The sequence below is a fragment of the Amnibacterium flavum genome (genome assembly GCF_003097495.1).
Lineage (GTDB): Bacteria > Actinomycetota > Actinomycetes > Actinomycetales > Microbacteriaceae > Naasia > Naasia flava.
Map to the genome: position 1 here is coordinate 1,490,802 of NZ_QEOP01000001.1, position 11,766 is coordinate 1,502,567.

14 protein-coding genes are annotated in these 11,766 nt (G+C 70.4%); 9 read left to right on the forward strand and 5 right to left on the reverse strand.

The window, feature by feature from the left end; translation table 11 throughout:
- Positions 1 to 20 precede the first annotated feature (20 nt).
- The 3 genes from gatC to gatB are packed head-to-tail and all read left to right on the forward strand — an operon-like array spanning position 21 to position 3,447.
- Positions 21 to 320: an Asp-tRNA(Asn)/Glu-tRNA(Gln) amidotransferase subunit GatC gene (gatC, locus tag DDQ50_RS06885; protein WP_116755884.1), complete on the forward strand. Its 300-nt coding sequence runs from the start codon at positions 21 to 23 to the stop codon at positions 318 to 320.
- Complete coding sequence (gatA, locus tag DDQ50_RS06890; protein ID WP_116755885.1) at positions 320 to 1,921, forward strand: Asp-tRNA(Asn)/Glu-tRNA(Gln) amidotransferase subunit GatA; 1,602 nt, start codon at positions 320 to 322, stop codon at positions 1,919 to 1,921. Before gatC ends, gatA begins: the two co-directional genes overlap by 1 nt.
- A complete protein-coding gene (gatB, locus tag DDQ50_RS06895) occupies positions 1,921 to 3,447 on the forward strand; it encodes an Asp-tRNA(Asn)/Glu-tRNA(Gln) amidotransferase subunit GatB (protein ID WP_116755886.1) in 1,527 nt (508 codons plus the stop codon). Before gatA ends, gatB begins: the two co-directional genes overlap by 1 nt.
- A 203-nt stretch (positions 3,448 to 3,650) precedes the next feature.
- Here gatB and DDQ50_RS06900 read toward each other — a convergent pair whose 3' ends face one another.
- A complete protein-coding gene (locus DDQ50_RS06900) occupies positions 3,651 to 4,283 on the reverse strand; it encodes a TetR/AcrR family transcriptional regulator (protein ID WP_116755887.1) in 633 nt (210 codons plus the stop codon).
- A 114-nt stretch (positions 4,284 to 4,397) separates the two neighbouring features.
- Here DDQ50_RS06900 and DDQ50_RS06905 point away from each other — a divergent pair, with 114 nt between their 5' ends.
- The 3 genes from DDQ50_RS06905 to DDQ50_RS06915 all read left to right on the forward strand — a co-directional run bounded on the left by DDQ50_RS06905 (position 4,398) and on the right by DDQ50_RS06915 (position 6,782).
- Complete coding sequence (locus tag DDQ50_RS06905) at positions 4,398 to 4,787, forward strand: VOC family protein (protein WP_116755888.1); 390 nt, start codon at positions 4,398 to 4,400, stop codon at positions 4,785 to 4,787.
- A gap of 89 nt (positions 4,788 to 4,876) precedes the next feature.
- Entirely contained in the window at positions 4,877 to 6,346 is a 1,470-nt protein-coding gene (locus DDQ50_RS06910; RefSeq protein ID WP_116755889.1) for a phytoene desaturase family protein, read from the forward strand.
- On the forward strand, positions 6,336 to 6,782 hold the full coding sequence (locus DDQ50_RS06915) for an SRPBCC family protein (RefSeq protein ID WP_116755890.1): 447 nt from the start codon (positions 6,336 to 6,338) through the stop codon (positions 6,780 to 6,782). The genes DDQ50_RS06910 and DDQ50_RS06915 overlap by 11 nt, the downstream gene beginning before the upstream one ends.
- Positions 6,783 to 6,868: 86 nt before the next feature.
- Here the strand turns inward: DDQ50_RS06915 and DDQ50_RS06920 are convergent, their stop codons facing one another.
- Together DDQ50_RS06920 and DDQ50_RS06925 are read right to left on the reverse strand one after the other, a co-directional pair.
- Positions 6,869 to 7,360 (reverse strand): FBP domain-containing protein, encoded by a 492-nt coding sequence (locus tag DDQ50_RS06920; RefSeq protein WP_116755891.1) that lies wholly within the window; start codon positions 7,358 to 7,360, stop codon positions 6,869 to 6,871.
- A 13-nt stretch (positions 7,361 to 7,373) separates the two neighbouring features.
- Positions 7,374 to 8,030, reverse strand: a complete 657-nt coding sequence (locus DDQ50_RS06925; protein WP_116755892.1) for a TMEM175 family protein — start codon at positions 8,028 to 8,030, stop codon at positions 7,374 to 7,376.
- Positions 8,031 to 8,131: 101 nt separating this feature from the next.
- Between DDQ50_RS06925 and DDQ50_RS06930 the strand changes: the two genes are divergently transcribed.
- A complete protein-coding gene (locus tag DDQ50_RS06930) occupies positions 8,132 to 9,637 on the forward strand; it encodes a DUF7059 domain-containing protein (protein ID WP_240614258.1) in 1,506 nt (501 codons plus the stop codon).
- A 121-nt stretch (positions 9,638 to 9,758) separates the two neighbouring features.
- Here the strand turns inward: DDQ50_RS06930 and DDQ50_RS06935 are convergent, their stop codons facing one another.
- Both DDQ50_RS06935 and DDQ50_RS06940 read right to left on the reverse strand, forming a co-directional pair.
- Entirely contained in the window at positions 9,759 to 10,004 is a 246-nt protein-coding gene (locus DDQ50_RS06935) for a hypothetical protein (protein ID WP_116755894.1), read from the reverse strand.
- Positions 10,005 to 10,063: 59 nt separating this feature from the next.
- Positions 10,064 to 10,531: a GNAT family N-acetyltransferase gene (locus DDQ50_RS06940; protein WP_205663604.1), complete on the reverse strand. Its 468-nt coding sequence runs from the start codon at positions 10,529 to 10,531 to the stop codon at positions 10,064 to 10,066.
- A gap of 51 nt (positions 10,532 to 10,582) precedes the next feature.
- On the opposite strand from DDQ50_RS06940, the gene DDQ50_RS17030 reads away from it, so the two are divergent.
- A complete protein-coding gene (locus DDQ50_RS17030; RefSeq protein ID WP_133245928.1) occupies positions 10,583 to 10,888 on the forward strand; it encodes a hypothetical protein in 306 nt (101 codons plus the stop codon).
- Positions 10,889 to 10,961: 73 nt separating this feature from the next.
- Positions 10,962 to 11,738, forward strand: a complete 777-nt coding sequence (locus DDQ50_RS06950; RefSeq protein ID WP_165829728.1) for a YidC/Oxa1 family membrane protein insertase — start codon at positions 10,962 to 10,964, stop codon at positions 11,736 to 11,738.
- Positions 11,739 to 11,766 lie beyond the last annotated feature (28 nt).

Consider the following 11,766-nt stretch of genomic DNA (forward strand, 5'->3'; position numbering starts at 1 on the left):
GGCGCACCTAGACTTGAGGCGTGTCTGATTTCTCCCGCGAGCAGGTGCAGCATCTCGCCGCTCTCTCCCGTATCGCGCTCACTCCCGACGAGGTCGATCACCTCGCGACCGAGCTGGCCTCGATCGTCGACAACGTGCGCAAGGTGAGCGAGGTCGCGACAGCCGATGTGCCCGCCACGAGCCACCCGATCCCGCTGCAGAACGTGCTGAGGCCCGACGTCGTGGGCGACGTCCTCACCAACGAGCAGGCTCTCTCCGGCGCCCCTGACGCAGCCGACGGACGCTTCCGCGTCTCGGCGATCCTGGGGGAGGAGCAGTGATGGGCGACGATCTGACCCGGCTCACCGCCTCCGCCCTCGCCGACAAGCTCGCCGCGGGTGAGGTCTCCTCGGTCGAGGCGACCTCGGCCCACCTCGACCGCATCGCCGAGATCGACGGCGGAGTCCACGCGTTCCTGCACATCGCCGGCGACGCGGCACTCAAGCGCGCCAGCGAGGTCGACCAGCTCCGGGCCGACGGCCACGACGTGGGACCCCTCGGCGGCGTGCCCATCGCGATCAAAGACGTGCTGTGCACCTACGACATGCCGTCGACCGCGGCCTCCCGCATCCTCGAGGGGTGGATCCCGCCGTACGACGCGACCGTCGTCGCGCGCCTGCGCTCGGCGAACCTGATCCCCCTCGGCAAGACGAACATGGACGAGTTCGCCATGGGGTCGTCCACCGAGTACTCGGCCTACGGCCCCACCCGCAACCCGTGGGACCTCGACCGCATCCCCGGCGGCTCCGGCGGCGGGTCCGCTGCGGCCGTCGCGTCCTTCGAGGCGCCGTTCGCGCTGGGGAGCGACACGGGCGGATCCATTCGTCAGCCCGCCGCCGTCACCGGCACGGTCGGCGTCAAGCCCACGTACGGCGGCGTCTCGCGTTACGGGGCGATCGCGCTCGCCTCCTCGCTCGACCAGGTCGGTCCGGTCAGCCGCACGGTGCTCGACGCTGCGCTCCTGCACGACATCATCGGCGGCCACGACCCCCGCGACTCCACCTCGCTCGACCAGCTGTGGCCGTCGTTCGCCGACGCCGCGCGTGCCGGCGCCGAGAACCTGGCACTGTCCGGAGTCCGGATCGGTGTCGTCAAGGAGCTCGGGGGTGCCGGCTTCCAGGCCGGTGTGACGCAGCGCTTCACCGAGACGCTCCGCCTCCTCGAGCAGGCCGGTGCCGAGATCGTCGAGGTCAGCGCCCCGCACTTCGAGTACGCCATCGCCGCGTACTACCTGATCCTCCCCGCTGAGGCGTCGAGCAACCTCGCCAGGTTCGACTCCGTCCGTTTCGGCCTCCGCGTCACGCCGGAGGGCGGGGGAACCGTCGAGCAGGTCATGGCTGCCACCCGCGAGGCGGGCTTCGGCCCCGAGGTCAAGCGACGCATCATCCTCGGCACCTACGCCCTCTCCGCCGGGTACTACGACGCCTACTACGGCAGCGCCCAGAAGGTGCGCACACTCATCCAGCGCGACTTCGATGCCGCGTTCGAGCAGGTCGATCTCCTGCTGTCGCCCTCCGCGCCCACCACGGCGTTCAAGTTCGGTGAGAAGACCGCGGACCCGCTGTCGATGTACCTCAACGACATCACGACGATCCCCGCGAACCTCGCCGGCGTGCCCGGCATGGGGCTTCCGATCGGCCTCGCGCCAGAAGACGGGCTGCCCGTCGGGCTCCAGATCATGGCACCCGCCCGTGAAGACGCCCGTCTCTACCGCTTCGGCGCGACTCTCGAGGCGCTGCTCGAGGACGCGTGGGGGCACCCGCTCCTCGACCTGCTGCCGACCGTGCCGCACAGCTACGAGCCGAAGCCCGTCGGCCGCGTCCCCGCACACCTGGCGCCGCAACCGGGCGCCGGCACCGAGCCCGACGGAGGGGCACTCTGATGGCCGCTGAGAAGCTGCTCGACTTCGATGTCGCGCTCGAGAAGTTCGAGCCCGTGCTCGGCTTCGAGGTCCACATCGAACTCGGCACCGTCACCAAGATGTTCTCGCCGGCGCCCAACCCGGCTGCGTTCGGTGCGGAGAGCGGTGCGCAATCCGCCGCCCCCAACACGCTGATCGCCACGGTCGACCTGGGGCTGCCCGGGTCCCTGCCCGTCGTGAACGAGCAGGCGGTCCGCTACTCGATCTCGCTCGGGCTCGCCCTCGGCTGCAGCATCGCCGCGACGAGCCGGTTCGCGCGCAAGAACTACTTCTACCCCGACCTGGCGAAGAACTACCAGATCTCCCAGTCCGACGAGCCCATCGCGTTCGAGGGCGAGGTCGAGGTCGAACTCGACGACGGCACCGTCTTCACGGTCCCCATCGAGCGTGCCCACATGGAGGAGGACGCCGGCAAGCTCACCCACATGGGCGGCTCGACCGGTCGCATCCAGGGCGCCGAGTACTCCCTCGTCGACTACAACCGAGCCGGCGTTCCGCTCGTCGAGATCGTCACGAAGCCGATCTACGGGGCCGAGAAGCGGGCGCCCGAACTGGCGCGCGCCTACGTCGCCACGATCCGCGACATCGTCCGATCGCTCGGTGTCTCCGAGGCGCGGATGGAGCGCGGCAACCTCCGCTGCGACGCCAACGTGTCGCTGCGTCCCCGCGGTCAGGAGAAGCTCGGCACCCGGACCGAGACGAAGAACGTCAACTCGCTGCGCAGCGTCGAGCGCGCGGTCCGCTACGAGATCCAGCGGCAGGCCGCGATCCTCGACGCCGGCGGATCGATCCTGCAGGAGACCCGGCACTGGCACGAGGACACCGGGGTCACGAGCCCCGGACGCGTCAAGTCCGACGCCGACGACTACCGGTACTTCCCCGAGCCCGACCTGGTGCCCATCGTGCCCTCGCGCGAGCTCGTCGCCGAACTGCGTGCGGCGCTGCCCGAGTCGCCGGCCGCGTTCCGGCGTCGGCTCAAGGCCGAGTACGGATTCACCGACTCCGAGTTCCAGGACCTCGTCAACGCCAACCTCCTTGTCGAGCTCGGCCAGACCGTGTCCGCCGGCGCGGCTCCCGCACAGGCCCGGAAGTGGTGGCTGGGCGAGATCCTGCGCATCGCCAACTCGCGCGGTGTCGAGGCCGGCACGCTCATCTCGCCCTTCGACGTGAGCGAGCTGATCGCCCTCGTCGAGAGCGGCGAGCTGACCGACCGGCTCGCCCGTCAGGTCCTCGAAGGCGTCATCGCCGGCGAAGGCACGCCCGATGAGGTCGTCAAGGCGCGCGGGCTGGCTGTCGTCTCGGATGACACGGCACTCATCGCCGCCATCGACGAGGCTCTCGCCGCTCAGCCCGACGTGCTCGACAAGATCCGCGACGGCAAGGTCCAGGCGGCCGGCGCCGTCATCGGTGCGGTCATGAAGGCGATGAAGGGCACCGCGGATGCCGCGCGTGTCCGCGAGCTGATCCTGGAGCGCGCGCAGGCCTGAGATCGCCGGGTGCCACCGGCCGTCGGGTGCCCTTCATTTCGCTGCGCTCAGTGGGCGGGCGGGGTGCGCAGGCTGCATTTCGGCGGGCTCACTGGGCGGCGGGTGCCGGAGGTGCCCTGCACTTCGGTGCGCTCAGTGGGCGGGCGGTAAGTCGCCGCCCGCTGAGCGCAGCGATGCGCAGGCCGGGGGTCGGTGGGCGGCGGCTAGAGGCCGCGGTCGACCATGTCGAGCAGGCGGGTCTCCGCGTCGTCGATCATCTCGGGGGTGAGGCCCCGCAGCGGCCCGTCGATGACGAGCATGGCGAGCCCGTGCACCGTCGACCAGGCGAGGAACTCGCCGTTGCGTCGACGCTCAGGGGTGACGACCCCCGCTGCCGCCAGCTCATCGAGGCACAGCGCGACCAGCTGGAACGGCGTCCTTCCGGCCGCTCCCGCCTTATCGGGCGAGAACGCGTGGCGGAGATCGTGCGGCACGCTGAATGCCGCCCGGAACAGTCCCGGCTGCTCGCGCGCGAACCCGATGTACCCGGTGCCGACGGCACGAAGATGCCCTCGCGCGATGGTCGCCTCGTCGGTGTCGGCGGGCACCTTCGCCCACTCGATCTCGATCCGATCCGCGGCGAGCCCCTGCGCGACCGCGGACACCGCGTCGAGCAGCGCGCCGCGGTCCGCGAAATGCCGGTAGGCCGCATTGGGAGAGACGCCGACCCGTCGAGTGGCTTCACGCAGGACCACCGCGTCGGGCCCGCCGTCACGGGCGAGGTCGAGACCCGCATCCAGGAGGGCCTGGCGCAGGTCCCCGTGGCGGTAGGTGCTGCGCACCGGCGTCGCGGTCATCTGTGCCTCTGCTCGGAAGGGGTTCTGGTGGAGTGCGGCACAGCGTAGTGTCGCAGTTGTTCACAGTGTAAACATTTTTGTCATCCGCAAACTGCGGAGAGTGGAGATTTTGCCATGCTCGGGACCAGTCATGCGTTCAGCGGCTTCTCGTCGAACCGGATCGCGGAGTCCGTCGTGTTCTATCGCGACACGCTCGGGCTCTCCGTCGAGGAGAACATGGGCGGATTCAACCTGACCTTCCCGGGCGGGGGAGCGGTGTTCGTCTACCCGAAGGACAACCACGAACCGGCCACCTTCACCGTGCTGAACTTCCCGGTCGACGACATCGATGCCGCGGTGGGCGAGCTCAACTCGCGTGGGGTGGTGACGAAGATCTACAGCGATGACGAGTTCGAGACCGAGCCGAACGGCATCGCCCGTGGGGGCGGACGCGGTCCCGACATCGCGTGGTTCAAGGACCCCGCCGGCAACGTGCTCTCCGTACTGGCCGACCCGAGGAGCTGACCTCGTCGCGCTCATCGACTCTGAGTGCTGGCCGACAGCATCCCGATGGATGCATGCGCGGGTGACCGCTGCTGCCAGACTCGGACGCGATGAGCACTCTCGATGCGATCGTCGTCGGCTCGGGCCCGAACGGGCTCGCGGCTGCCGTGACCCTCGCCCGCGCCGGACTCTCCGTGACCGTTCTCGAACGCGCGGAGACCATCGGCGGCGGGGCCAGGACGGCCGAGCTCACACTTCCCGGGTTCCGGCACGACATCTGCTCGGCCGTCCACCCGATGGCCTTCGCATCCCCGTTCTTCTCCGAGTTCCGGCTGCGCGAGCGGATGGAGTTCGTGACTCCCGAGATCTCCTACGCCCACCCGCTCGACGGCGGACGCGCCGCCCTGGCGCATCGCGATATCGCGCTGACCGCCGAGGGACTCGGGCGTGACGGCAGGGCCTGGCAGCAGATGTTCGGCCCTCTCGTCGCAGACGGCCGAGCCCTCGCCGAGGTGACGGGCAGCGCCCTTCTCCGTGCCGTGGGTCATCCGGTCGCCACCCTCCGCCTCGGGCTGCGAGCACTCGAGCAGGGCGGTCCGCTCTGGAATCTGCGCTGGTCGGGCGATGCGGCACCCGCGCTCCTGTCGGGGGTCATGGCGCATGCGGTGCAGCCGATGCCGACGCTCGGCTCCGCTGCGGCGGGGCTCGCCCTCGCCACGCACGCGCACGCCGCCGGGTGGCCGATCCCGATCGGCGGCAGCCAGAGCATCATCGACACCCTCGCGGCCGATCTCCGCGCGCACGGCGGCACCATCGAGACCGGGATCGACGTCACCGATATCCGAGCGCTGCCCGCCTCCCGCCTCGTGCTGTTCGACACCAGTGCCGCTGGCATGGCGCGGATCGCCGGAGACCGTCTGCCCGACGCCTACCGGGCTCGGCTGCGTCGCTTCAGGTTCGGCAACGCCGCCGCCAAGGTCGACTTCGCCCTCTCGGCTCCCGTGCCGTGGACGAACCCCGATCTCGTCAGGTCCGGCACGCTGCACATCGGCGGCACACGACCTGAAGTCGCACGGGGGGAGCGGGACGTCGCCACCGGTCGGATCCCGCGCAGCCCGTATGTGCTCGCCTCTCAGCCGACGACGTTCGATCCGTCCAGGGCGCCGGCGGGCAGGCACGTGCTCTGGACCTACACGCATGTGCCCGCGGGGTCGACCGTCGATCCGACGGAGGCGATCACACGTCAGATCGAGCGGTTCGCCCCGGGCTTCCGCGACGTGATCCTCGCCTCGGCGAGCAGCTCCGCTGAGGGGCTCGAGGTCTACAACCCCAACTACGTCGGCGGCGACATCGCGTCGGGCGCCGGGTCGTTCGCTCAGCTGCTGGCGCGACCCGTGCTGTCACCGACCCCGTGGCGCACCCCCGCGAAGGGCGTCTACCTCGCGTCGGCTTCGGCCTCACCGGGCCCCGGCGTCCACGGCATGGCCGGCTGGAACGCAGCTGTCACCGCACTCCGCGACGAGTTCGGGGTCGCAGCCCCGCCGTCGCTCGCACCGGATGGAGCACAGCATGTCGCGTAACTCCCGCATCATCGACGCAACGCCGCAACAGGTCTTCGACGTGCTGGCCGACGGGTGGCTGTACCCCGCGTGGGTCGTCGGGGCGTCGAGGATCAGGTACGTCGATGCGAGGTGGCCGGCCGTCGACTCCGAACTGCACCACTCGTTCGGCGTGTGGCCGCTGCTCATCAACGACAAGACGGTCGTGCTCGAGTGCGAGCCCCCTCGGCGGGTCGCGCTGCAGGCGCACGGCTGGCCGATCGGGGAGGCCCGCGTCGTCATCCACGTGAAAGCCCGCGGAAACGGGAGCGTCGTCCGCATCGAGGAGGACGCGGTCGAGGGTCCGGGCCGATTCGTGCCGGAGTTCATCCGATCGATCGGTCTCTCGATCCGCAACCGGGAGACCCTCCGTCGTCTCGCCTGGCTCGCAGAGGGCGGCGCGGGCGCGACTCGCTGACCGAGGCTTCCTGCGAGCGGCGTCCGCCCCGTGGGGGTCCGCGACGGCGACGGGTCCGCGATCCGGGCGCGGCGGCCGAGGGAGCGCTAGGAGGCCAGCACGGAGTCGGTGAACGCTCCGAGCCGGGTCTGGAGAGTGCTGATGCGACGCTCGACGATCTCGGCGGGGTCGGGCTGCATGTCGTACTTGGGCGGCGCGATGCGGATCGTCAGCGAGCAGGCGAGGTCGGCGCAGATGTAGGTGCCGACCGTGTTGCCGTCGCGTCCCGCCTCGCCCGCTTTCGGCGCGGAGAACAGCGACACCTGGTTCGCCGGCTGCTGGGTGCTGCACAGCGAGCACATCGCGGCGAATCCGGGACGCATCGACGACTCGGCGGCTCGCAGCAGCAGGCCGATCGGCTTGCCGTCGCGCCAGGTCACGATGTAGCCGCGCTGAGGCGCCTTCGGATCGCGCCAGCCGAGGTACTCGCGCTGATCCCAGAGCACCTCGTGCAATCCCGGCAACGTGAAACGCCCGGCCTCGCCGGCGGACGCGTTGACGAACGAGGTCCTGATCTCTGATTCGTTGAGCGGCTGCATTCTGCCGACAAGCCTAACCGGCCTTGCCGCGGGTCCAGAGCCTCTCGATGACCGCCCCGACGGGTCCGGCGACCACGAGGACGAGCAGCGCCCAGTAGTTGATGTCGGGGAAGAACAGGCCGACGATCAGCGCGGTGACGAAGAGCACCGTGATGGTGAGGCTGCCGACGAGCGCGTGGACGCTGACCGGGTTGTCCTTCGACTCGGCGTCGGGGTGCCCCCTGACCGCGAATGCCATCGCCGTGAGGGTCGCGCTGCTCAGAGTCATGGTGCCGACGTAGAAGGCGACGGTGAAGACCGATGGCTCGAACTCCGACGTCATCGCGGTGGGCAGGGGAAGCACGACGACCGTGAACGCCCACAGGACACTGAGCACGGCGATGAGCGGCGTGTACTGGACGACGTGCTCGAACAGCTGGTGATGCGCATACCAGAGCCGGGCGATGACGAGGAAGCTGATCAGGAAGCTGATCACCTGCGCTCCGTTGGAGACGATGAAGTCGACCGGGGTGGCGCCGCCCTCCGACGACTGCGGGACCAGGTCGACGAGGGGCAGGATCAGCAGCGTGATGGCGATCGCCGCGATCGCATCGGTGAAGAACACGACGCGATCGAGACCGCGCGAGGTCGCGAAGCGGGAGCGTCTCGTCAGCGGCCGGTGGGCGGTCATGAGCCCAGCCAACCATGCCGTCGCTCCTGTCCACCGATGCCGCGGCGGGTCGATGCGAGGATGGAGGGTCCCGGCGAGTGCCGCGGCAGGAAGGCGATCCCGTGACCGAACAGATCACCGCCCTGCGGCGCGACCTCGAGACAGCCGGGTACACGGTCGACGCGCTGCGGGAGCTGTGGGGCGACTCCGCCGACGCGGCCCTCCACCGTGGACGCCGGCTCCCCGCACTCCGGCGCCTCGAGGCCTCCGCCCCGTCGCCCCTCGCCACGCTCGCCCGCCTGTTCGTCCTCGGCTATCCGAGTACGAAGGAGGACCTCGACCGCGCCCTGCCCTCCCTGGGTGCCCTCGGAGCCGAACAGCTGGGGCTCGTCGGAATCGAGGGCGACGCCGTCGCTCCCGCACTCGACCTGCGCCCCTACTCCTTCGTCGATGCCTTCGGCGCCGGGCACTGGTGGATCGCATCCGACCTCGGCGAGATCGCGACCGACGGGCCCCTCCGGCTCGACCACGTGCTCGGGGTCGGCGGCGCCTCGCTCACGCTGGCCCGCCTCCAGCTGCCGACTCGCGCCCGGCGGGTGCTCGACCTCGGAACCGGATCGGGTATCCAGGCGCTGCACGCCTCCCGAGGCGCCGACGAGGTCGTCGCGACCGACATCTCGGCACGTGCGCTCGAGCTCACCCGATTCAACGCGGCACTCAACGAGACCCTCGTCGTGACCCGCCTCGGCAGCCTGTTCGACCCGGTGCGAGGCGAGCGATACGACCGCGTGGTCTCGAATCCGCCGTTCGTCATCACCCCGCGGGGCGCCGACGTCCCCGACTACGAGTACCGGGACGGCGGCCTCGTCGGCGACGGCATCGTCGAGGCGGTCGTGCGCGGTGTCTCCGACGTGCTCGTCGAGGGCGGTATCGCACAGCTGCTCGGCAACTGGGAGTACCGCGCCGACGAGGACGGTCTCGACCGCGTGCGCGGCTGGGCGGAGGCGAGCGGCCTCGACGCCTGGGTCATCGAGAGGGAGAGACAGGACCCCTCGCTGTACGCCGAGACCTGGATCCGCGACGGGGGCACCCTGCCCGGCACGCCCGCGTTCGATGCGCTCCACGAGGCGTGGCTCGCGGACTTCGACGCCCGCGGCGTCACGGCTGTCGGCTTCGGGTACCTGCTGCTGCGGCGTCCCGTCGGAGGGGTCGTCACGTTGCGCCGATTCGAGCGGGTGGCCGACGCGCTGGGCGATGAGCCCGGCGGCCTCGGTCGGCACCTGCAGGCCGCGCTCGACGGGCATGACTGGCAGGTCGAGCGGGACGATGTCGCCCTGCTGTCGGCCAGGCTCGTCGTCGCGCCCGATGTGACAGAGCAGAGGCACCACTGGCCCGGAGACGCGGACCCTGCCGCGATGGATCTCCGACAGGGCGGCGGCTTCATGCGGACCGTGCTGCTCGACACCGCGCTCGCCGCGTTCGTCGGCGCCTGCGACGGGGAGCTCGCCGTGGGGCAGATCATCGCCGCCATCGCGTCACTGCTCGAGGCGGACGAGTCGGAACTGCGTGCCGAGCTGCTTCCGCGCATCCGGTCCCTGCTCGACGACGCGATGCTCCTGCCGGACTGACCGGGGGGCTAGTTATGGCCTTCGGCCTACTCGACCTCCGGGGGCAGCGGGTCTCGGTAGGGTCTCCGGAGGTCGAGTAGCGCGAAGCGCGCATCGAGACCGAAGCCCCGACACGTAGCCCTCAGGCGTGGCCCGGGAACGGCTTCCCGTCGAGGCTCACGTCCGAAGGGTCGACATCGACATCGCCGACATCGTCGGGACCGCCGGTGCCGGGCAGGACGTTGACGTCATCCGAGTCGACGTCGGAATCCGCGGTCGCCTCGCTCGTCGTTCCCGATTCCTGCTTGCGCTCCGTCTCGGTTTCGCTGGCGGGGGAGTAGGCGACGTCCTTGGCCTCGAGGGTCTTCTCGTCGTGGGTTTCAGTCATGATCCGACGTTAGGCGCGCACCCTGGCCGTGCACCCGGCAACTCCTGTCGATCAGCCGGTCAGAGGCTGCGTTCGAAGCAGACGGACAGGTCGGAGTCGACGTAGTAGCCGAACAGGTCGATCTCGTGGTACCCCTCACGGGTGTAGAACCGGATCGCGTCGGGCTGCTCGGTCCCCGTCTCGAGACGCAGCGTCCGCCAGCCATGGGAGACGGCCTCGTTCTCGAGGGCGCGGAGGACCGCGGTCGCCACCCCGCTGCCACGGTTCTCGGGACGCACGTACATCCGTTTGATCTCGGCGACGCCGTCCTCCAGTCGTCGGAGCGCGCCGCAGGCGATCGCATCGCCCGACTCGTCGTCGACGGCGATGAGGTAGACGTCGATGTCCGCCGCGGTCGGCTTCGGGCCGGGTTCGTGGTCGTCGCGGCCGTAGCGCGCGTCGAGCTCCGCACGCTGAGCGAGTCGCAGAACGACCCCTTCCGGTTCGTCCCAGTCGGCGGTTCGGATGGTGAAGGTTACGCGCTCGATTCTTCCAGGGCCGGCTCGCGACGGATCACCGGCATCTGCAAGACTTCAGCCATGACGGTTCTGCTGGGGGTGCTGCGCGATGCGATCGTTCGCGACGCCGGCTCCCTCGTGCTGCCGCACCTCGACCTCCTGACGGCTCTGGCCCTGCTCGGCGGGGTGGCCCTCGCGGGTGTCTGCGTCCTGGCCATCGCCGACCGCTGGGGTCGCCGGGCCGCACTTCGGCTGGCCCTGCTCGGGGCGCCGCCGGTGTTCCCGCGGGCCCGGGTCGCGCATCCCGTTCCCGTTCCGCATGCCATGCCCGACGCGCCGGGTCGTCGACTTCCGCGAGCTCCTGGAGCGACCCTCCCGGTCGTCTGAGTTCCACCCCTGCGGTGGGAGGAGGGCGACCAGACGTCGCCCGCTCATTCCTTCACCCTCAGGAGAACTCTTCGTGGACCCCTTCGCCTTCGGCCCCTTCCAGGCCGTGCTCGACTTCGCCTACTCCGCCGTCGCCGCTCTCGGCACCGCCCTCGCACCGTTCGCCGGTGCCTCATCCGCCGCGCTGGCGATCGCACTCGCGACCGTCATCGTCCGCATCGCCATGCTCCCGCTCGGGATCGCGGCGGCGAAGTCGTCGGCCGCCGCCCGCCGACTCGCACCGCAGGTCGCCGAACTGCGGAGACGCCATTCGAAGAACCCGGAACGCATGCAGCGCGAACTGGCGACGCTCTACCGCGACGCCGGTACCTCGCCGGTGGCGGGATGTCTTCCGCTGCTCGCTCAGGCGCCCCTCGTCGCGGTCATCTACGCGATCTTCACCCGTCCGGAGATCCACGGCGGCCTCAACAGTCTGCTCGCCGACGGTCTCGCGGGAGTGCCGCTCGGCATCCCGCTCGGCCACACCGTCTTCTCCGGCGCGATCGATCCCGCCTCGGTCGTCGTCATGCTGATCGCGGTCCTCTCCATCACCCTCGCGGCCGAGCTGTCTCGGCGCCTCGCCCTCCGTCTCGCGCCGCCGAGCCTCCCCGCCCCCGAACCGGCACCGGGACAGCCGGTGATGCCGACGCCGAGCCCCGGCATGATGCGCGCCCTCGGATTCGCGCCGTACCTCTCGCTCGTCGCGGCGGTCTTCGTTCCGTTCGCGGCGACCATCTACATGGCGATCTCGGCGCTGTGGGGGGTCGGGGAGCGGTGGATCCTCGCCCGCAGGTACGCCCGGGTGGTCTGAACCTGCAACCTCCGGTCCCGTTCGCGGC

What these genes read in the sequence shown, in the direction of transcription:
- gatA (WP_116755885.1), top strand. Translation starts at nt 320, where the DNA reads ATGGGCGACGATCTGACCCGGCTCACCGCCTCCGCCCTCGCCGACAAG.
- gatB (WP_116755886.1), top strand. Translation starts at nt 1,921, where the DNA reads ATGGCCGCTGAGAAGCTGCTCGACTTCGATGTCGCGCTCGAGAAGTTC.
- DDQ50_RS06900 (WP_116755887.1), bottom strand. Translation starts at nt 4,283, where the DNA reads ATGACCGCGACGCCGGTGCGCAGCACCTACCGCCACGGGGACCTGCGC.
- DDQ50_RS06905 (WP_116755888.1), top strand. Translation starts at nt 4,398, where the DNA reads ATGCTCGGGACCAGTCATGCGTTCAGCGGCTTCTCGTCGAACCGGATC.
- DDQ50_RS06910 (WP_116755889.1), top strand. Translation starts at nt 4,877, where the DNA reads ATGAGCACTCTCGATGCGATCGTCGTCGGCTCGGGCCCGAACGGGCTC.
- DDQ50_RS06915 (WP_116755890.1), top strand. Translation starts at nt 6,336, where the DNA reads ATGTCGCGTAACTCCCGCATCATCGACGCAACGCCGCAACAGGTCTTC.
- DDQ50_RS06920 (WP_116755891.1), bottom strand. Translation starts at nt 7,360, where the DNA reads ATGCAGCCGCTCAACGAATCAGAGATCAGGACCTCGTTCGTCAACGCG.
- DDQ50_RS06925 (WP_116755892.1), bottom strand. Translation starts at nt 8,030, where the DNA reads ATGACCGCCCACCGGCCGCTGACGAGACGCTCCCGCTTCGCGACCTCG.
- DDQ50_RS06935 (WP_116755894.1), bottom strand. Translation starts at nt 10,004, where the DNA reads ATGACTGAAACCCACGACGAGAAGACCCTCGAGGCCAAGGACGTCGCC.
- DDQ50_RS17030 (WP_133245928.1), top strand. Translation starts at nt 10,583, where the DNA reads ATGACGGTTCTGCTGGGGGTGCTGCGCGATGCGATCGTTCGCGACGCC.